Source organism: Streptomyces sp. NPDC000941, from assembly GCF_053599555.1.
This window is the reverse complement of record NZ_JBSFMM010000054.1, coordinates 1-17,778: the sequence shown is the minus strand read 5'-3', so window position 1 is coordinate 17,778 and position 17,778 is coordinate 1. Positions and strand designations below refer to the sequence as shown.

General features: G+C 71.0%; 14 protein-coding genes. 11 read left to right on the top strand and 3 right to left on the bottom strand.

Going from position 1 to position 17,778, the window contains the following annotated elements; translation table 11 throughout:
* Position 1: 1 nt before the first annotated feature.
* The 4 genes from ACWDSL_RS19285 to ACWDSL_RS19270 all read left to right on the top strand — a co-directional run bounded on the left by ACWDSL_RS19285 (position 2) and on the right by ACWDSL_RS19270 (position 3,955).
* Positions 2 to 1,027, top strand: coding sequence for an L-histidine N(alpha)-methyltransferase (locus tag ACWDSL_RS19285; RefSeq protein WP_450486861.1), 1,026 nt, complete (start codon positions 2 to 4; stop codon positions 1,025 to 1,027).
* Positions 1,028 to 1,157: 130 nt separating this feature from the next.
* A complete protein-coding gene (locus tag ACWDSL_RS19280; protein WP_450486860.1) occupies positions 1,158 to 1,310 on the top strand; it encodes a hypothetical protein in 153 nt (50 codons plus the stop codon).
* A gap of 21 nt (positions 1,311 to 1,331) precedes the next feature.
* Entirely contained in the window at positions 1,332 to 2,555 is a 1,224-nt protein-coding gene (locus ACWDSL_RS19275) for a YcaO-like family protein (RefSeq protein WP_450486858.1), read from the top strand.
* Positions 2,555 to 3,955 carry a TfuA-like protein gene (locus tag ACWDSL_RS19270; RefSeq protein WP_450486856.1) on the top strand — a complete coding sequence of 467 codons (1,401 nt, stop codon included), beginning with the start codon at positions 2,555 to 2,557 and terminating at the stop codon, positions 3,953 to 3,955. Before ACWDSL_RS19275 ends, ACWDSL_RS19270 begins: the two co-directional genes overlap by 1 nt.
* Positions 3,956 to 4,002: 47 nt before the next feature.
* Here ACWDSL_RS19270 and ACWDSL_RS19265 read toward each other — a convergent pair whose 3' ends face one another.
* Positions 4,003 to 4,872 (bottom strand): YwqG family protein, encoded by an 870-nt coding sequence (locus ACWDSL_RS19265; RefSeq protein WP_450486854.1) that lies wholly within the window; start codon positions 4,870 to 4,872, stop codon positions 4,003 to 4,005.
* Between the two features lie 25 nt (positions 4,873 to 4,897).
* The gene (locus ACWDSL_RS19260; RefSeq protein WP_450486852.1) at positions 4,898 to 5,686 is read right to left on the bottom strand and encodes a MerR family transcriptional regulator; all 789 of its coding nucleotides are present in this window, start codon (positions 5,684 to 5,686) and stop codon (positions 4,898 to 4,900) included.
* A 147-nt stretch (positions 5,687 to 5,833) separates the two neighbouring features.
* Between ACWDSL_RS19260 and ACWDSL_RS19255 the strand changes: the two genes are divergently transcribed.
* The 4 genes from ACWDSL_RS19255 to ACWDSL_RS19240 all read left to right on the top strand — a co-directional run bounded on the left by ACWDSL_RS19255 (position 5,834) and on the right by ACWDSL_RS19240 (position 9,562).
* Entirely contained in the window at positions 5,834 to 7,378 is a 1,545-nt protein-coding gene (locus tag ACWDSL_RS19255) for a flavin-containing monooxygenase (protein ID WP_450486851.1), read from the top strand.
* Positions 7,375 to 8,373: an alpha/beta fold hydrolase gene (locus tag ACWDSL_RS19250; protein ID WP_450486849.1), complete on the top strand. Its 999-nt coding sequence runs from the start codon at positions 7,375 to 7,377 to the stop codon at positions 8,371 to 8,373. Before ACWDSL_RS19255 ends, ACWDSL_RS19250 begins: the two co-directional genes overlap by 4 nt.
* Complete coding sequence (locus tag ACWDSL_RS19245; RefSeq protein WP_450486847.1) at positions 8,370 to 9,257, top strand: SDR family oxidoreductase; 888 nt, start codon at positions 8,370 to 8,372, stop codon at positions 9,255 to 9,257. Before ACWDSL_RS19250 ends, ACWDSL_RS19245 begins: the two co-directional genes overlap by 4 nt.
* Before the next feature lie 86 nt (positions 9,258 to 9,343).
* Positions 9,344 to 9,562, top strand: a complete 219-nt coding sequence (locus ACWDSL_RS19240; protein WP_450486846.1) for a hypothetical protein — start codon at positions 9,344 to 9,346, stop codon at positions 9,560 to 9,562.
* 66 nt (positions 9,563 to 9,628) lie between these two features.
* Here ACWDSL_RS19240 and ACWDSL_RS19235 read toward each other — a convergent pair whose 3' ends face one another.
* Positions 9,629 to 13,303, bottom strand: a complete 3,675-nt coding sequence (locus tag ACWDSL_RS19235) for a S41 family peptidase (protein ID WP_450486845.1) — start codon at positions 13,301 to 13,303, stop codon at positions 9,629 to 9,631.
* 166 nt (positions 13,304 to 13,469) lie between these two features.
* On the opposite strand from ACWDSL_RS19235, the gene ACWDSL_RS19230 reads away from it, so the two are divergent.
* From ACWDSL_RS19230 to ACWDSL_RS19220, 3 genes are all read left to right on the top strand, one after another.
* Positions 13,470 to 14,072 carry a TetR/AcrR family transcriptional regulator gene (locus ACWDSL_RS19230; protein WP_450486843.1) on the top strand — a complete coding sequence of 201 codons (603 nt, stop codon included), beginning with the start codon at positions 13,470 to 13,472 and terminating at the stop codon, positions 14,070 to 14,072.
* 136 nt (positions 14,073 to 14,208) lie between these two features.
* Positions 14,209 to 16,452, top strand: a complete 2,244-nt coding sequence (locus ACWDSL_RS19225; RefSeq protein WP_450486841.1) for an MMPL family transporter — start codon at positions 14,209 to 14,211, stop codon at positions 16,450 to 16,452.
* Positions 16,453 to 16,680: 228 nt separating this feature from the next.
* A partial coding sequence (locus ACWDSL_RS19220; RefSeq protein ID WP_450486839.1) for an energy-coupling factor ABC transporter permease occupies positions 16,681 to 17,778 on the top strand: 1,098 nt, incomplete at its 3' end.

The following is a 17,778-nucleotide window of genomic DNA, read 5'->3' as shown; positions in this document are numbered from 1 at the left end:
CGTGACGCGTGTACAGCAGCAGGCGGTGTCGCCGCACGAAGACTTCTATCGCACCTACTCGGCGGCACAGGTGGATGCCATCGTCGATTCCCTCAACCATCGTGCCGAGTTCCCGTACGAACTGACCTATCTCGGCGACGGGAGCGAGATGTGGCGCGCGGGCGAAGTACCGTCCAACCCCGAACTCGCGCCTATGTTCAGCGACTTCGACACGATCTTGACTTCCCGCGCCGAGCAGCTGCTCGCCCTTGCGCCGTCATCGTCGCCGGTGCAGATCGTCGATCTCGGGCCGGGAACGACGCGTCCCGTGCGCGGGCTGATCCGCCACCTGCTGGACAGGTCCCGCCTGACCGGCTATCGCGCGATCGACATCAGCGCAGAGATTCTTGAGCTGGCCAGGGAGAACCTCCGAGTTGACTTCCCCGCTCAGGTGGAGCGCTTCGCGCTGCGCCGCGGCGACTTCACCGGCCCCGATCTCGCCCGCGTCCTCACCGCTGAGCGCACTCCCGGCCACGATGGTGCCGATCCGGTCCGTTTCGTCATCCTGGCCGGCGCGACGTTGTACAACTTCGGCGAGCCGACCCAGGTCCTGCGCCACGTTTGCCACGTCATGAGCGAGCATGACGTGCTGCTGCTGACGCTGCGCATCGACACCGGCGTCGACAGGCCGCCGTTCATGGATCAGGTCAGCGTCGGCGGCCCGTACAAGCCCCAGCAACTGGCCGGACTGGACCTGCTCGCTGTCGACCGCTCCTGGTACGTCACCGAAACCGGGTTCGACCCCGTTCGCAGCGAAGTCTTCGTCCGGGCGCGGTTCCTCGAGCCGGTCACCGTGACCTTCGACGTCGGAGATGACCAGAAGACGGTGTCGTTCGAGCCGGGCGACACAGTGCTCGTCTGGCGCTACCTCTACCACGACAGCGCGGCGGTGGTCGACCAGCTCACCCGCTGCGGGCTCCAGGTGCGCCTGTTCGAACACGGCCAGGACAGACAGGTGGTCCTCGTCGCCGCGACGAGGGCGCAGTGAACGCCGAGGCACGCGCCCGAACGTCTGACGGAACGAGATCTTCTCCTGAAGATCAGAGTTGGCTACGCTCGGCGGGATCGCTTTTGCGACACCGGCCTGTGACACCGGCCGATGACAGAAGGGTTGGCAGATGACTCTCAACTTCCCCACCGCAGCCGAACTCCGCGACGAGCAGCACCTCAAGGACCCCGGCGCGACCCAGATGACGGACAAGGACTCCCACTGGTGCGTCAAGCTGAAGGACAACAACGGCCTCGAGCCTGCCGACGTCCACGGCGCGTGACGGTCCCGATTGAGCCGTCCATTGAGCCGCCCCACCGCTGTTGACCACACCGACAGCGGCATGGCGGACGACCTGTCGGGCGGGGACGGAGTGCTCGCACCCCCCGTTCCCGTCCCCGACGACACCCGCAAAGCCTGTGTGTCCGGCACCCATCGTGTCCTGCCCCCCACGGAAACGCTGCGCCGGATCCAGCCGCTCTTCCCTATCGTCGGTATCACCCGGCTCGCCGACATCACCTGGCTCGACGAGATCGGCATACCGGTCCACCAGGCCGTCCGCCCGAACTCCCGGACAGTGTCGGTAAGCCAGGGCAAAGGCCTCACTCACGACCTCGCCAAGGTCTCCGCTGCCATGGAATCGATCGAGTCCTGGCACGCTGAGCGCCTGGATCCCGGCGAGACGACCGCGACCGTTGCCGACATGGAACGCGCGTGCGGCTACCGCGTCCACGAACTGGCCCTGGAACCCCGCCACCATCTCCGGCCGGGCCTGGAGCTCGAATGGACCAGAGCAAGCCGCCTGGAGGACGGTACGGACACCTTCCTGCCGACCGACCTGCTGCGCCTTGACGGTCGTGTGCGCGACACCTGGATGCCACCCCTGTTCGCCCAGAACAGCGATGGACTGGCCAGCGGCAACACCTTCGCCGAAGCGGCACTCCACGGCATCTACGAGGTCATCGAACGCGACAGTCTGGCCCGCGCCGAGACGGACCCGTCACCGGCCCTGGACCTGGCCACCGTGGACGGCCCAGCCCGGGAGCTGCTGGACCTTATGGACGCGGCCGCGGTCGAGGTCCGAGTTGAAGTACTCCCATCGCCCACCGGGGTCGCCTGCTTCCTGGCCACCATCCAGAGCGAAGCGTTCCCGGTGCTCTTCGCCGGCGCCGGTGCCCACCTCGACCGTGACGTCGCCCTGTGCCGCGCCCTGACCGAAGCCGCGCAGTCGCGCGCCACCCAGATCGCCGGAGACCGGGACGACCTCACCACGGGCGCCTACCGGCGCGCCGTCTCGAGCCGGTCCGCGCGTCCCGCACCCCTCGCGAAAGCCGACCGGGTCACCTACGACGAGATCGCCTCCGTCCGCAATGAGACGCTCGCGGACGACTTGCGCACCACTGTCACCAGCGTCCTCTCCCTGACCGGGCGATCTCCGCTGATTGCCGACCACACCAGGCCCCACCTGGGCATCCCCGTCGTACGAGTGGTCTGCCCCGGCCTTCGCCGCGAACAGGCCTTCATGTAATGGCCCGATACCTCTTCGTCGGCCCCAGCCTGCCGGACGCCGCCGACCTGCTCGCGGCGGACGACATCACCGTCCTCCCGCCAATAGCGGCAGGAGACCTGCTGAAACTCGCACCCCAGCAGGGAGACCTCGTCGGCATCATCGACGGTTACTTCCGTCAGACCCGCGCCGTCCGGCACAAAGAGATCCTCGCCCTCCTCCAGACCGGCGTGACAGTCCTCGGCGCTGCTGGTATGGGCGCCCTTCGCGCAGCCGAACTCGACACCTTCGGCATGCACGGCGTGGGACGCGTTTACCGCGACTACCAGGAAGGCCGACTGACGGCCGACGACGAGGTGGCTCTCCTGCACGGGCCGGCGGACGAACGCTACAGGCCGGTCTCCGAAGCCCTCGTCAACATCCGAGCGACCCTGCGCCTGTGCATACAGGAAGGGATCCTCGACGAGCCCACCGCCGGTCACCTCGTTGCCGCGCTGGCTCGGCGCCCGTACCACATGCGCTCCTACCCGGAACTCATCCAGCTCGCCCGCGAGACCGCCACACCAGCTGCAAGTGTCAAAGCGCTACGGCATCTCTGCGCCAACCGGGCCGTCAACGTTCAGCGCGACGACGCATTGCAACTGGTCCACAAACTACGCACGCTCGAGGAAAGCCGCGCGAACGGCACCACGCCCCACTCGCCCAACTTCACCATCGCACCCACCATCTACTTGCACCGCTGGCAGCTGGGAGCACGCAGCGTCGAAACCGAGGACGGCCGGACCGCCGAGATGAGCGTTCTGCGGATGTGCCAGCTCTTCGCCCGCGACTACCCGGACTTCTACCGGGACCTGGTCTTCGACCATCTGGTCCAGGAGTGTGCCTCCAGCTGCCGGACCCAGCACACGGAGGCGACCCTCGACAGAGCGCTGGAGCACGCACGGCATCGCAACGTCATCCCGGACCCCCGATCGAACAAGCCCGAAGACCTGAGCTTCCTCGACCTGTGGCTGACACCGGCAGAGCGAACCTCACGCCCACTGAAGCACCAGCTCGGGACCTTCCTGGTGCGCAGCTTCCAGCTGACGCCCGGAGCTCCCGCGGACGGCCTGGCGCTGGACGCGCTTCGCCGACGGCCGATCGTCCCGACCGCAGCGAAGCTCGTCAATGCCGCGAAGACGGTGAACGAGCAGGCACAGCGGACTCAGTCCACCTTCGACATCCACACGTTGTCGGCCGACCGGATCCTGACCCACATCGGCGAACGATGGGGCGTCGAACCCGGAACCCTGGAACTGCACGCGCTGGACCGGGGGATGGGCTCCCGCGACGTCCTGGTCGCTGCGGCCCGACCGTACTATCTCCTGGCCAGGTACAACCCGGACCTGGTGGACCTGGCGTTCGGCTGTGCCGGAGACTAGCGGCGGGCCGCGGCGGCAGCTGTGCCCGTACGGATCGACGAACGGGTTCAGTGGCACTGCCAGGTGAAGCGGGCCTGGTCGAAGCGGCCGGCGGCGAGGTCTTCGGGGTCGATCAGCCAGTAGAGGGCGCCCCCGTCGCCCCACAACATGTCGGCGTCGTCGTCGGAGGCGATCTGGAGCAGCAGCCGCCACCGTGCCGCCTCGGCGAGGATGTCGTCGTAGTGGGGGTTGTCGGGATCGAATTCGTTCAGGTTCCAGTCGTCGGGGAAGTCGGCGACCTCGTACTCGACCTCGCCCTGGATGTTGTCGGGTTCGCCGCCCACCCGGTGGTGGACGCGGCGCAGATTCCATACGGCGTCCTGGAAGTCGACGTACACCGGATCGGCGGACACCGTCTCGTAGTCGAGGCCGAGCGGTATGTGGATCTCGGCGTCGCGGAGTTGGGGCAGGTCCACGGTCGGGTCGGTGCGCAGCGGCACGCGGCGGTACGGCTTGAGCGGGGCCGGTGCCGGGCGCGGCAGAACGGGCGTGCCGGCGGGGACGTACAGGATGCGGGACCCCGGACGGGACTCGGGGTTCGAGGGACTCACCCACGACGCGTATTCGTCGGCCTGTCCGTCGAAGTAGAAGAACAGCAGGGTGCCGTCGGCCGGCAGGGCCAGTCCGGTGGCGACGGCCGACAGCCGGTCACAGTCGAGCGAGGCGACGAACGACAGGGGGCCGTGCCCCTCCCACACCGGCCACTCGACGGCCTCGGGAAACAGCGGCTCACCGCCGAGCACGCCGACGTGTTCGTCTCCGGGGCGGGCGGCCGAGAGGACCTGACCTCTCGGCTCCAGCAGGGAGCAGAACCGGTCCGCGAGACCGGAGGGAAGCCGTTCGTGCGCCAACTCGCTGAGGAGGGGAAGACTGAGCATGGGCCGATGATGGCAGGGGCCACTGTCACCCCCGGTCCTGATCTCCCTCCGCCCACGCCGCCAGCTCCGCGCGGATGCGGCGGTCCATGGCCATCGACAGCTCGGCGTCCACGACACCCTTGGCCATCGGCCGCAGTTCCTCCAGCGTCGCGCCGATCCGGGAGGCGGGCTCGGCCAGGACCGTGGTGCGCAGGAGGGCGGCGAAGACCTCGGCGATCGCGTCCAGATGGTGGCGTACATCGCGGGCCGCCCCCAGCACGGCGGCGAGCGGGAGGCCACGGTCGACCAGATCGCGGGATACGTCCAGCAGGCGTCGGCTGACATGCACCAACTGGTCGCCGTCGACCGCGAGATAGCCGAGGTCGAGGGAGGCCGCGAGGTTTTCCGGCGTCGCCTGCCCCTGGAAGTAGTCGGCCAGCGCCTCCGGGGTGAGCCGGACCGGGGTCTCCTGCGACCAGGCGGGGACGGGGATGGGGATGGGGGTGGAGCGCAGACCGAGGAGATCGGCGACGTCGCGGGCGCCGCTGTCGAAGGCGGCGAGGAGTTCGGCGATGCCACCGAGGGTGTGGCCGCGCTCCAGCAGGGCGGCGATCGTATGGAGCCGGGTCAGGTGGTGGTCGTTGTACCAGGCGACGCGGCCCTCGCGGCGCGGCGGCGGGATGAGCTTGCGCTCCCGGTAGAAGCGCAGGGTGCGCACGGTGATCCCGGCCTCTTCGGCCAGCTCCGCTATGCGGTATTCACGGTATTCGCCAGATTTCTCCGCACCGCCCAAGTCAGGGCCGTCCGCGCCCTCGCGTTCTTCGCTCGTCGCCACGTCAGCAGCCTATGCCCGCACCACAGAGCGGTGAACCGCCGGTAACTTCCCTCCACCCGGCCCCTACCGCTCGGTAGCACCCTGTCCTACGCTCAAACCGTGCCAGTAATTGCTGGCAACGTTCCGAGTGTTGCGGGAGGCGGCCGTATGACTGGCGCTGAGGTGACGCGAGAGCGCGTACGGGTGGCGGTGATCGGAGCCGGATTCGGCGGGCTGGGGGCGGCCGTACGGCTGCGCCGGGCGGGCATCACCGACTTCGTGGTCCTGGAGCGGGCCGGGGCGGTCGGGGGCACCTGGCGGGACAACACCTATCCGGGCTGCGCCTGTGATGTGCCGTCCCATCTGTACTCCTTCTCCTTCGCGCCCAACCCCGAGTGGCCGCGCAACTTCTCCGGGCAGCCTCATATCCGCGCGTATCTGGAGCGGGTCACCGATACGTTCGGGCTGCGGCCGCATCTGCGCTTCGACTCCGAGGTGCGGGCCATGCGCTGGGACTCGCGCGCGCTGCACTGGGAGATCGACACCGTGTCAGGCGCGCTGACCGCCGATGTCGTGGTCAGCGCCACCGGGCCGCTCTCCGACCCCAGGATCCCGGACATCCCGGGCCTGGCGGACTTCCCCGGCCGGGTCTTCCACTCCTCGCGCTGGGACCACGGCTACGATCTGCGCGGCAAGCGCGTCGCGGTGATCGGCACCGGTGCCTCGGCCATCCAGATCGTGCCCGCCATCCACCGGGAAGTGGACCGGCTCACCCTCTTCCAGCGCACCCCGGCCTGGGTGCTGCCGCGCATGGACCGCCGTATCTCCGCCGCCGAACACTGGCTGCACACCAAGGTTCCGGCGACCCGCGCGCTGCGGCGGGCGGTGCTGTGGGGGGTGCGGGAGCTGCAGACCGGCTCGTTCACCAAACGCCCCGATTCACTGCGGCTGGTGGAGCGGATGGCCGTCCGCCATATGCGGCGGGCCATCGAGGACCCGGCCCTGCGGGCCAGGCTGACGCCGGATTACCGCATCGGCTGCAAGCGCATCCTGCTGTCCGGCGACTACTACCCGGCGCTCGCCCAGCCGCATGTCGACGTCGTCGCGGCGGGGCTGAAGGAGGTGCGCGGCTCCACGCTCGTCGCCGCCGACGGTACGGAGGCGGAGGCGGACGCGATCATCTTCGGGACCGGCTTCCATGTGACCGATATGCCGATCGCGCGGCGGGTGACCGGGGCGTACGGGACGACGCTCGCGGAGGAGTGGCGGGACGGAATGGAGGCGCTGCGCGGCACCAGCGCGGCGGGTTTCCCCAACCTGCTGACGATCATCGGGCCGAACACCGGGCTCGGGACCAGCTCGATGATCCTCATCATCGAGGCGCAGCTGGCGTATCTCGTCGACTTCATGCGGCAGTTGGACGTGCTGGGCGGGAAGGTGGCGCTGGACGCCCGGCCGTCGGCGGTGCGGGCGTGGACAGAGCGGATGCAGGAGCGGCTGAGCCGTACGGTGTGGAACGTGGGCGGCTGCGACAGCTGGTACCTGCAAGGCGGGCGCAATACGACGGTGTGGCCGGGGACGACGGCGGAGTTCCGCAGGGTGACGCGGAGGGTGGACGTCACGGAGTACCGGGTGCTGCGGCCGGAGCGCGAAGCGCCGCCCGGGGCCGGGCGGGACGTTGCGGGTGTGGGCGCGGGGCGGGAGGCCCGGTGAGCCGCCGTCCGGCGCGGCAGGCCGCTGGTCCGTACGCGCCGCCCGTCGCCGTGAGCGAACTGACCGTCATCTCCTCCGACGGCACCCGCCTGCACGCCGAACTGCACGGGCCCGAAGGCGCCCCGGCCGTCGTGCTGGTGCACGGCTGGACCTGCTCGACCGCCTTCTGGGCGCCGATCGTCCGCGAACTGGCCACCGACCACCGGGTCGTCCTGTACGACCAGCGCGGCCACGGCCGCAGCCCGGCCGCGGACCCCGGCGGCTACAGCACACACACGCTCGCCGACGACCTGGCGGCGGTGCTCGACCAGACGCTCGCGCCCGGGGAGCGGGCCGTCGTCGTGGGCCACTCCATGGGCGGTATGACGCTGATGGCCGCCGCCGACCGGCCGCAGCTGCGCGAGCGCGCGACGGCCCTGCTGCTGTGCAACACCGGCGCCTCGCGGCTGCCCGCGCGGGGCCGCGTCATACCGCTGCGCGGTGAACGCCTGCGGACGCGGGTGCAGCGCGTGCTGCTGTGCTCGCGGGCGCCGCTCGGGCCGGTGACACCGGTCTCCAGACGGCTGCTCAAGTACGTGACGATGGGCCCGGCATCGGGGCCCGCCGTGGTGGAGGCGTGCGCGCGCATCGTGTACGCCTGCCCGCGGGTGGTACGGGCCGCGTGGGGGCGGGTCATGAGCGACCTCGATCTCGACGCGGAAGTCGGCCGGCTGGTCCTGCCCACCGCCGTGCTCGCCGGCACGGCCGACCGGCTGACCCCGCTGGACCACGCCCGAGCGCTGTCGGCTTCGCTGCCACGGTGTGTCGGCCTCACGGAGCTGGACGGGCTCGGGCATATGGCGCCCGTGGAGGATCCGGCGGCGGTGAGCGGGGTGATCCGCGGGCTGGTGGCGGAGTACGGGCAGGCGTATGGGCACGAGGGCACGGCGCAGGGCACGAGGCAGAGGGCGCGGGGCGCCACGGACGACGACACCGTCGAGGAGCCGACGACATGAGTGCGCGCAGGAGTCTGGAAGGCCGGGTCGCCGTCGTAACGGGCGGGGCGAGGGGCGTGGGGGAGTCGCTGGCCCGGAAGCTGTCCGCGCGGGGGGCCAAGGTGGCGTTGGTGGGGCTGGAGCCCGACGGGCTGCGGCGGGTGGCGGAGGGGCTGCATACCGAGTCCGCCCACTGGCACGCCGATGTCACCGACCAGGAGGCGATGACCCGCGTGGCCGGGGAGGTCGTCGAGCGCTTCGGCGGCGTGGACATCGTCGTCGCCAACGCCGGCGTGGCCCAGGCCGGTCCGTTCGCCGACACCGACGAGACGGCCTGGCGGCGGGTCATCGAGGTCAATCTGCTGGGCAGCGCCGCCACGGCCCGCGCGTTTCTGCCCGCGCTCATCGCGCGCCGCGGCTATCTGCTGCAGATCGCCTCGCTCGCCGCGCTCACGCCCGGGCCGATGATGTCCGCGTACTGCGCGTCCAAGTCCGGTGTCGAGGCGTTCGCGCACTGTCTGCGCGCCGAGGTGGGCCACCGCGGCGTACGGGTCGGCGTGGCCTACCTCAGCTTCACCGATACGGATATGGTGCGCGGCTTCGAGCGGGACGATGTGCTGTGGGAGTTCCGGCGGCGGCTGCCCTGGCCGGTGAACCGCACCTGTCCGCTCGGCCCGGCGGCCGACCGGCTGGTGGCGGGGATCGAGCGTCGGTCGGCGCATGTGTACGGGCAGTGGTGGCTGCGCGGTATGCAGCCCGTACGGGGGGTTCTGCCCGCGCTGATCGGCACCTTCGCGCAGCGCGATGTGCGCCGCTTCGAGCCCAGGCTCGCGGCGACGCGCGAGCGGCGGGCCGGGCTGGTGGGGGCCGGTGGCGAGGCGGACGACAGGGCGCGGGGGGATTGATTGACTTCTGGGTCGAAATGCGCAGTATGCCAGTACATGTCACGCTGATCGGGCCCATCCTCCGCCACCTCACGAGGAGCGACACGATGGCCAGCAAGGACCAGTTCAACGAGAAGGCCCGTCAGTCGAGGCGCAAGGCGCAGGACGACCAGGGCCAGAAGGCGCAGCCCGGCCGGCAGCCGCAGCAGCCGCAGCAGTCGCAGCAGCCGCGGCGCGAGCAGCCGCCGCGCGAGAGCCGTGAGCAGCGCCCGATGCGGGACCGGGAGGAAGGGATCGAGGACCAGGAGCCCAACGAGGAGAAGTGACCTCGGTGGGGCGCGCCCATGCGCGAGGGGCGCGCCCCACTTGCTCAGCAGTCCCACTCGCTCCGCTCAGCCGCTCCTCGGCGGCAGCTTCGGGCGCCGCAGGTCCGGTACGTCCGAGTAGTCGGGCGGTGTCGCCGCCGGATGGCGTTCCAGCAGGTCGAGCGCCGTACGCACCGCGACGCCCAGCTGCGGATGGCGGCCCTCCGCCCAGTCGAGCGGCGAGCGCAGCGCCTCGATGTCCGGCTCCACGCCGTAGTTCTCGACCCCCCACCGATACGCGTCGAACCACGCGGCGTTCATCGGCACCGTGATCGACGTACCGTCGCCGAGCCGGTGCCGGCCGGTCATGCCGACCACCCCGCCCCAGGTGCGCAGCCCCACCACCGGGCCGATGCCCTGGATCTTGAAGGCGGCAGTGATCATGTCGCCGTCGGAGGACGTCGCCTCGTCCGCGACCGCGACGATCGGGCCGCGCGGCGCGTTGCTGGTGTACGAGACGGGTTCGGCGTGGCGGGTCAGGTCCCAGCCCATGATGGTGCGGGTGAGCTTTTCGACGACGAGCTCGCTGATGTTGCCGCCCGCGTTGCCCCGTACGTCCACGATCAGCGCGGGCAGTGACATCTCGCTGCGCACATCGCGGTTGAACTGGGCCCAGCCGGAGCCGCCCATATCGGGGATGTGCAGATAGCCGCACCGCCCGTCGCTCAACTCGCGCACCACCGCGCGCCGCTTGGCCACCCAGTCCTGGTAGCGCAGCGGCCGGTCGTCGATGAGCGGCTTGACGGCGACGCGGCGCGGCGGACCCGCCGCGCTGTCGCCGTCGCTGTCGCCGTCGGTGGAGCTGTCCCCGGCCTTGCTGTCACCGGCCTCCCCGGCCTTCCCGGCCTCATCGGCGGGCTGGAAGGTGAGCTCGACCGTCGTCCCGCCCGCGGCGGTGAGCAGCGGGAAGGGGCCGGCCACCGGGTCCACGGGGCGGCCGTCGACATGCGTGAGCGTGGCGCCCTCGCGGATACCGGTGCCGGCCAGCGGTGAACGCGCCCGGGAGTCGGAGGACTCGCCGGGCAGGATGCGGGAGATGATCCAGCGCCCGTCCTTCGTACGCGCGAAGTTGGCGCCGAGCAGCCCGATGGGGCGCTGGTAGTGGGCCGGGCCCTCGTTGCGGCGGGCCGACATGACGTACGCATGCGAGGTGCCGAGCTCGCCCTGCACCTCGCGCAGCAGATCGGCGAACTCGTCGGGTGACGCGACCCGTTCGACCAGCGGACGGTACTGCTCGAGCGCCCCGTCCCAGTCGACGCCGCACATGCCCGGGTCCCAGTAGTAGGCGCGGGTGATCCGCCCCGCCTCGTCGTAGGCCTGCCGCCACTCGGCGGCCGGGTCGACGGTGTGCTGGATGCGCCGCATATCGATATGGACGGTGGCGTCGCTGTCGCCGGTCTCGGTGGCGGGCACCGCCCGCAGATCGCCCTCGTCGTTGATCACCAGCCGGGTGCCGTCGCCGCTGACCCCGAACCAGTCCAGGTCGTCGGTGAGTTCGGTGCGCTTGGCCTTGACCAGGTCGAAGTGTTCGAGGGTGGGGCGCGAGGAGGTCTCGTCCGGATTGGCGAAGGTCTCGCCGAGCGCGCCGGAGATCGGCCAGCGCAGCCACACCAGCCCGCCGCCGCTGACCGGGTACAGCGTCGAGTACTTCGAGGCGGCCACCGGGAAGGCGGTGACCCGGCTCGGCAGGCCCTCCACCTCGATGGTGACCGTGCCCTCGGCGGCCTCGCCGTCACCGTCTCCGCTGCCGCCCGTGTACGCGCTGTCCAGATCGAGGCCGCCCGCTGCCGGGCGGCCCTCGGGGGAGAGCGCGAAGGGGGATGGGGTCGCGGATGACAGCGGTACGAGGTAGGGGCGGCAGCCGAGCGGGAAGGACAGGTCGCCGGTGTGCACGTCGTAGACCGGGTCGAAGCCGCGCCAGGACAGAAACGCCAGATAGCGGCCGTCGCGGGTGAAGACCGGCTCCTCGTCCTCGAACCGGCCGCTGGTCACGTCCACGACCGTACGGTCCGCGAGGCGCGCGATCTTTATCTGGCGCAGCGAGCGGCCGATACCGGGGTGCGACCACGCCAGCCAGCCGGAGTCGGGGGAGAACGCGAGATCGCGCACCGGCCCGTTCGTCGACCGGATCAACTCGCTGACCTCGTCGACGTCCGGTATTTCGGCCGAGGTTGAGGGGTCGGGTGCGGGGTCGGTGTCTGGGGTGGGGTCGGTCGCGGTGTCCGGCGCCGCGTCCGGGGAGGTGTCTGCGGCTGCGTCCGGTGAGTTGCCCTCCGCCTCGGCCGCGCTGCCCGGTGAGTTGCCCTCCGCCTCGGGCGCGCCGTCCGGTGAGTTGCCCTCCGCCTCGGGCGCGCCGTCCGCCGATGTGTCTTCCGCCGCGTCCGCCGACGTGTCCTCCTCCGACACGTCCTCCGCCGCGTCCTCCTCCACCGACGTGTCCACCAGCAGCAGCCGCCCGTCGTGCGCCGCCACCGCCAGCCGCTTGCCGTCCGGCGACGCGACCATCTCGTGCACCCGCCCGAGCCGGCCCACCGCCAGCCGCCGCCGCTCCCGCGGACCGCTCGCGCGCGGCAGGTACGCGATCTCGATCGCGTCCTCGCCCTCGGCGTCCGTCACATACGCCACGCGCCCGGTGTCGCCCAGCATCTCCGGCAGCCGGACCCGTACGCCCGGGGTGTCGACGAGGGTGCGGGCGGGGCCGTCGCGGTGGGTCAGCCAGTACAGGCTGCCCCGTACGCACACCGCGCTCGCCCGGCCCGTGGTGTCCACGGACAGCGAGTTGACGTGCGAGGAGGCGGGGACCTGGTACGGGCGGCGCCCGGTGCGCGCCCCGCCGAGCCGTACGTCAAGACGGCGCGGCTCGGCGCGCGGGCTCAGGTCGTCGATCAGCCACAGGTCGCCGGCGCACTGGTAGACGATGCGCGAGCCGTCGGTCGAGGCGTGGCGGGCGTAGAAGTCGGTGTGGTCGGTGTGGCGCCGCAGGTCGGAGCCGTCGGGCAGAACGGAGTAGAGATTGCCGATGCCCTCGTGGTCGGAGAGGAACGCGATCCGGCCCGCGACGAACATCGCCGAGGCCAGGTGTCCGTTCAACTCCGGTACCAGGCGCGTGCCGTGCAGCCAAAGCCGCCCCGTCGCGCCGCCGCGGTAGCGCTTCCAGGAGGCGGGCTCGTGCGGGGGCGTGCCGGTCAGCAGGAGGGTGCGGCGCTCGCCGTCGGCCTCGGTGACCGCGATATCGGAGACCGGGCCCCAGGGCAGCCGCCCGCCGGGGCTGCCGTCGGTGGGCAGGCTGTAGGCCCAGGAGAAGTGGGAGAGCGGCTGATCGTGGGAGGAGACGGCCAGGATGTGCGAGGTGCCGTCCTGGTCGGGCGGCGTCCAGCCGCACACGCGGGCGTCGACGCCGCCCCAGTACGTCAGGCGCCGCGCCGCGCCGCCGTCGACCGGGACGAGATGGATCTCCGGGTCGAGGCTGCGCCAGGTCGTGAACGCGATCTGCGAGCCGTCGGGGGAGAAGCGGGGATGGCCGACGCGGGTGCGGTCGACCGTCAGCCGCCAGGCCCGCCCGGGTGGCTCCCCCAGCCCGGCCAGCGGCGCCACCCAGAGGTCGTCCTCGGCGGCGAAGCAGAGCAAGTCGTCGTGCAGGTGCGGAAACCGGAGATACGCGCCGTCGCCTTGGCCCGACGCGTTCGACAAAGCATCCTTCACCTGACCATCCTTCCGGGGCGGCCCCTTCAGGGCAACTCGGTCTTGTGACGCATCCCACGAGCGAAACGGGCTCGTTTCGTACAGTGCCACTCAGAACTGCGCTTACGCTATTGGTGTACGAAACCGTTTCGTTCGTGACGCTCCCATGTTCGGGAAGGAGGGCACGATGCAGGCACTCGACCGACGCCGCAGCAGGCTGTCCCCCGAGCGGGAGAGCGAGCTGTACGAAGCCGTCATGGGCCTCCTCACCGAGGTCGGCTACGACGCGCTCACCATGGACGCCGTCGCGGCCCGTACCCACTCCAGCAAGGCCACGCTCTACCGGCAGTGGAAGAGCAAGCCGCAGCTGGTGGCCACCGCGCTGCGGCACACCAAGCCCGTCTCGCTCGAAGACATCGACACCGGCTCGCTGCGCGGCGATCTGCGCGAGATGGTGCGATGCGGGGACCAGGCCCGGGAGCGGGACGCGGCCCTGATGCGAGGGCTGGCCCTGGCCGCCCACCAGAACCCGGATCTGCTCGAGGCGCTGCGCGAACTCTTGGTCAAGCACGAGCTCGCCGCCTTCGAGGCGGTGCTCGGGCGGGCCGTCGACCGCGGTGAGGTCGCCCCGGGCCGCCCCGCCCTCCAGTACACCGTGCACATGCTGGTCGGCGCCTTCACCACCCGGGCCCTCGTCGAGGCCCAGGAGCCCGACACCGCCTATCTCTTCGACTACATCGATGCCGTCGTCCTCCCCGCCCTCGGCGTCCGGTCCCCGGCCTCCCCCTGAGGCGCCCCTCCCCACTCTCCCCGCACCACGGCCCCACCACACAACCCCATAGAGCTCCAGCCGGCGCGCCGCTCTCGTCGCCGTCTGGATCCCCACCCCTGCCAGTAACGCCTACTCGACGGGAGCACCTCTCCTCGTGGCCACGTTCCTCTATAAACTCGGCCGATTCGCCTTCAGGCGACGTCGGTTCGTCGCCCTGATATGGGTGGCGCTCCTCGCGGTCGCCGGTGTCGGGGCCGCCACCGCCTCACCACCCTCCAACGACACCTTCTCCATCCCTGGTACGGAGGCCCAGAAGGCCTTCGACGTGCTGGAACAGCGCTTCCCTGGCGGTAACGCGCAGGGTGCCACCGCGCGCGTGGTCTTCCGCGCACCGGCCGGCGAGAAGATGACCGACGCGGCCAACAAGGCCACGGTCCAAAAGACCGTCCGTGAGCTCCAGTCGGGCTCGGACGAGGTCGCCTCGGTCGCCGACCCGTACAAGGCGGGCGGGGTCAGCAAGGACAAGACCACGGCGTACGTTCTGACCTCCTACAAGGTCAGCGCCATGGAGCTGGAGGACAAGACGCGGGACGCGCTGAAGGAGGCGGGCCAGGACGCCCGCGCCTCGGGGCTGACGGTCGAGATCGGCGGTGACGCGCTGGAGCAGATGCCCGAGACCGGCGCCACCGAGGTCATCGGCATCGCGATCTCGGCGGTCGTCCTCCTGATCACCTTCGGCTCGCTGGTCGCCGCCGGACTGCCGCTGCTCACCGCGATCATCGGCGTCGGCATCGGTATCTCCGGGATCACGGCCCTCGCCACCACCCTGGGTCTTTCCAGTACGACCTCGACGCTGGCGATGATGATCGGCCTCGCGGTCGGCATCGACTACGCGCTGTTCATCGTCTCCCGTTACCGGGCGGAACTGGCCGAGGGGCAGGAGCGGGAGGAGGCCGCCGGGCGTGCGGTGGGCACCGCGGGATCCGCGGTGGTCTTCGCCGGGCTCACCGTCGTCATCGCCCTCGCCGGTCTCGCGGTCGTCAACATCCCGATGCTGTCCAAGATGGGCTTCGCCGCGGCGGGCACGGTGGTCATCGCCGTCCTCATCGCGATCAGCCTCATCCCGGCCCTGCTCGGCTTCGCGGGCAGCAAGGTGCTGCCCCGTAAGGTCCGCAAGGCCGCCAAGAAGGGCGCGGAGGGCGAGACCGCGGGCGAGGAGAAGCCCAACGCGGGTACCCGCTGGGCCCGTTTCGTGCTGCGCCGCCCGGTGATGGTGCTGGTGGTGGCCGTGCTCGGCCTGGGCGCCGCCGCGCTCCCCGCGGCCAGCCTGGAGCTCGGCCTGCCCGACGACGGCTCGCAGCCGACCGACACCACCAAGCGCAAGGCGTACGACCTGATGTCCGAGGGCTTCGGCCCGGGCTTCAACGGACCGCTGATGGTGGTCGTCGACGCCAAGGGCAGCGACGATCCCAAGGGCGCAGTGGAGCAGGCCCGTACGGCCATCCACGACGTCGACGGCGTCGCGAGTGTCAGCCCGGCCCGGTTCAACAAGGACAAGGACACCGCGACGCTGACGGTCATCTCCAAGTACAAGCCGAGCAGCGTCGACACCGAGAATGTGGTGCACCACATCCGGGACGAGGCCGGGTCCCTCAAGTCCGGGACCGGCGCCGAGATGCTGGTGACCGGCCAGACGGCGATGAACATCGACATCTCGCAGAAGCTGAACGACGCGCTGCTGCCCTATCTGGGGCTGGTCGTCGGCCTGGCCTTCCTGCTGCTGATGGTGGTCTTCCGGTCGCTGCTGGTGCCGCTCAAGGCGGCCCTCGGCTTCCTGCTGTCCGTGGTGGCGGCGCTGGGTGCGGTCGTCGCGGTCTTCCAGTGGGGCTGGGGCGGGAGCCTGTTCAACGTCGAGGAGCCCGGCCCGATCATGAGCATGATGCCGATCTTCATGATCGGTGTGGTGTTCGGTCTGGCGATGGACTACGAGGTGTTCCTCGTGACCCGGATGCGCGAGGCGTACGTCCACGGCGAGCGGCCGGGCCAGGCCGTGGTCACGGGCTTCAAGCACGGGGCCCGGGTGGTCACCGCCGCCGCGGTCATCATGATGAGCGTCTTCGCCGGGTTCATCGGCTCGTCCGAGTCGATGGTGAAGATGATCGGCTTCGGCCTCGCCATCGCGGTGTTCTTCGACGCGTTCATCGTCCGTATGACCATCGTTCCGGCGGTGCTCGCACTGCTCGGGAAGGCCGCGTGGTGGCTGCCGCGCTGGCTGGACAAGGCGCTGCCGAACGTGGACGTGGAGGGCGAGGGGCTGCGCAAGCAGCTCGCCCCGGACTCCGTGGTGCGTGTGGAGCGGGATGAGCGGGATCCTGATGCGGATCTGACCCGGGTGTAAGCCCGTGTGAGTCCGTTTCTGGTGTTGCGGCGGCCCTTCGCGAATGCGCGGAGGGCCGCCGTCGTTGTATGCGGTTGATGTGTACGGCACGTGTGTGCGCCGGCTTTCGCGGGTAGAGCGCTCTTGCGAATAGGTCGCAATAACGGGTTACCATCATCGGGCGGATAACCGGATTGGCGGATTCCGTGGATGTAGCGGACACCCCCGGCGCAGAAGCGGAGCCCCGTCATGCATGTCCCCGACGGATTTATCGACGCCCCGGTGTCCGTGGCGACGGGCGTGGCCGCGGCGGCGGCGGTAGCCGTCAGCCTGCGCGGCGCCCGGCGGGAGTTGGGGGACGCCGGGGGCGCTGGTGGCTCGGGCGGCTCCGTCGGCTCGGGCGGTGAGCGCACCGCGCCGCTCGCCGGTCTCGTCGCCGCGTTCATCTTCGCCGTCCAGATGCTGAACTTCCCGGTCGCGGCCGGGACCAGCGGGCATCTGCTCGGCGGGGCGCTGGCCGCGATACTCGTCGGCCCGTACACGGGCGTGCTGTGCGTCTCCGTGGTGCTGCTCATGCAGGGCGTGCTCTTCGCGGACGGCGGCCTCACCGCGCTCGGCGTCAACATCACGGACATGGCGGTGGTCACCACGGTGGTGGCGTACGCCGTCTTCCGCGCCATCCTGAAGCTCACGCCCCGCCGGCGCCGCTCCGTGACCGTCGCCTCCTTCGTCGCCGCGCTGATCTCCGTACCGGCCGCGGCCGTCGCCTTCACCGCGATCTACGCGCTCGGCGGCACGACACATGTCTCGCTCGGCAAGGTCTTCACCGCGATGGTCGGCGTCCACGTACTGATCGGCATCGGCGAAGCCGTGATCACGGCCCTGACGGTCAGCGCGGTGGTGTCCGTCCGCCCCGACCTGGTGTACGGCGCGCGCGGTCTGACGCGCATGTTGGAGATCCGTACGGCTGCCGTGGCCGTGCCGACGGCGGTGGGGGCGGCAGGCGCCGTGGCGGCGATTCCGGCGACCGTGCCGGGCGTGGCGCCTGAGGCCCTGCCCGGTGGTGTGGCGGCTCGCGCGGTCGAGCTTGTGCCGGGGGCCACGACCGGGCCCGCGCCGAGCGCGGCCCGGCCTGCGGGCGCCGACGCGGGCGAGGCCGCCGGGCGGGCCGTGGGACCCGGCGGCGAGACGGGAACGTCCGCGACCGGCCGGGCCGCAGGCGCCGTGGCGGGGATGGCGCCTGGCGCCGCCGACGCGGTCGTCCCGGCGGCCTCCGGCCTCGCGGCGGCGTCCGGCGCGTCGCTCGGCGCCTCCGCCGCGCAGGCAGGGGGTGCGGCGTCGGGGGGC

Excerpts from the sequence above, each read along its gene's own strand:
- ACWDSL_RS19265 (WP_450486854.1), bottom strand. The coding sequence starts at position 4,872 with ATGCTCAGTCTTCCCCTCCTCAGCGAGTTGGCGCACGAACGGCTTCCC.
- ACWDSL_RS19255 (WP_450486851.1), top strand. The coding sequence starts at position 5,834 with ATGACTGGCGCTGAGGTGACGCGAGAGCGCGTACGGGTGGCGGTGATC.
- ACWDSL_RS19280 (WP_450486860.1), top strand. The coding sequence starts at position 1,158 with ATGACTCTCAACTTCCCCACCGCAGCCGAACTCCGCGACGAGCAGCAC.
- ACWDSL_RS19245 (WP_450486847.1), top strand. The coding sequence starts at position 8,370 with ATGAGTGCGCGCAGGAGTCTGGAAGGCCGGGTCGCCGTCGTAACGGGC.
- ACWDSL_RS19270 (WP_450486856.1), top strand. The coding sequence starts at position 2,555 with ATGGCCCGATACCTCTTCGTCGGCCCCAGCCTGCCGGACGCCGCCGAC.
- ACWDSL_RS19230 (WP_450486843.1), top strand. The coding sequence starts at position 13,470 with ATGCAGGCACTCGACCGACGCCGCAGCAGGCTGTCCCCCGAGCGGGAG.
- ACWDSL_RS19240 (WP_450486846.1), top strand. The coding sequence starts at position 9,344 with ATGGCCAGCAAGGACCAGTTCAACGAGAAGGCCCGTCAGTCGAGGCGC.